Source organism: Variovorax soli (assembly GCF_031454625.1).
GTDB lineage: Bacteria > Pseudomonadota > Gammaproteobacteria > Burkholderiales > Burkholderiaceae_C > Variovorax > Variovorax soli_A.
Genome location: NZ_JAVDRF010000033.1, coordinates 1 through 1,354 on the forward strand (window position 1 = coordinate 1; position 1,354 = coordinate 1,354).

Annotated in this window: 2 protein-coding genes; both read left to right on the forward strand. The window is 64.8% G+C overall.

Features of this window, described 5'->3' with window-relative positions:
• Positions 1-3: 3 nt before the first annotated feature.
• Positions 4-153: an IS66 family insertion sequence element accessory protein TnpB gene (gene tnpB, locus J2739_RS27985; protein ID WP_405053984.1), complete on the forward strand. Its 150-nt coding sequence runs from the start codon at positions 4-6 to the stop codon at positions 151-153.
• 61 nt (positions 154-214) lie between these two features.
• Positions 215-1,354 (forward strand): IS66 family transposase (gene tnpC / locus J2739_RS27840; RefSeq protein WP_405053983.1); only part of this gene is annotated, 1,140 nt, incomplete at its 3' end.

Sequence of the window (1,354 nt, forward strand, 5' to 3'; positions counted from 1 at the left end):
TGGCTGGCAGCAAGGCGGCTGAACAGCGGCAAGTTCGCCTGGCCCAAGAACGTCGACGGGACGCTGGCGCTGAGCCGGCCGCAGTTCGATGCGCTGGTGCTGGGACTGCCCTGGCAGCTCGTCGGTGAGGCCGGTGTGATCACCACGCTGTAGCGCGTCCATTGCGGTATCTGCCAATAGTGCGCCAGCGCAATCGCCGGCACGATCACCGTCCGTGATCGCCGACGACATCGACACGCTGGACCCGCAGGAGCTTCGCGAGAGGCTGCGCAAGGCCGACGCACAGTTGGCGTTCCAGAAGTCGATCATCGACAAGCTCACACACGAGAACGCGATCCTCAAGCGACTGAAGTTCGCCGCCAAGAGCGAGGCTTACAACGCCGAACAGAAGAGCTTGCTCGAGGAGACGCTGGACACCGATCTGGCCGCCGTCGCCGCGGAGATCGAAGCGCTCCAGTCCGCGAAGGCACCGGCGGAGAAGCAACTGCCCAGGCGCGAGAAGCTGCCCGCAAACCTGCCGCGCCGCGAGATCCACCATGAGCCGCAGAACACCACCTGCGGGTGTGGCGCGCCGCTGCAGCGCATCGGCGAGGACGTAGCCGAGAAGCTTGATTACCAGCCGGGCGTATTCACGGTCGAGCGCCACATCCGCGGCAAATGGGTGTGCAGGTGCTGCGAGAAGATCACCCAGGCGCCGGTGCCCGCTCACGTCATCGACAAAGGAGTACCCACGGCTGGCCTGCTGGCGCAGGTGCTTGTGGCCAAGTACCTGGACCATCTGCCGCTCTACCGGCAGGAAGCGATCTTCGAGCGTGCGGGCCACGTCATCGCCCGCTCGACATTGGCACAGTGGGTGGGTGAGTGCGGCGTGCAACTGCAGCCGCTGGTGGACGCGCTGGCAGCAGAGCTGCTGCGACACGGCGTGCTGCACGCCGACGAGACGCCGGTGGCAATGCTCAAGCCCGGAGCAGGTAAGACCCACCGGGCTTACCTGTGGAGCTACTGTACGACGCAGTTCAACCCGACCCAGGGCGTCGTGTTCGACTTCGCGGACGGTCGGGGCGGTCAACACGTACGTGACTTCCTCAAGCTGAGCGGAACCACCGCCAAGCCTGGCTGGCAGGGCAAGCTCGTGACCGATGACTTCAGCGGCTACAAGGCTTGCTTCGAGCTCGGAGTGACCGAGGTTGGGTGCATGGCGCACGCGCGGCGCAAGTTCCACGAGCTATGGATCAACCACGGCAGCTTAGTCGGCGAGCAGGCGCTGAAGTTCTTCGGTGAACTGTATGACGTCGAACGCGAGGTAGCCGAGGCCGACAGCGTCAGCAGACTAGAACTGCGACGACGACGATCA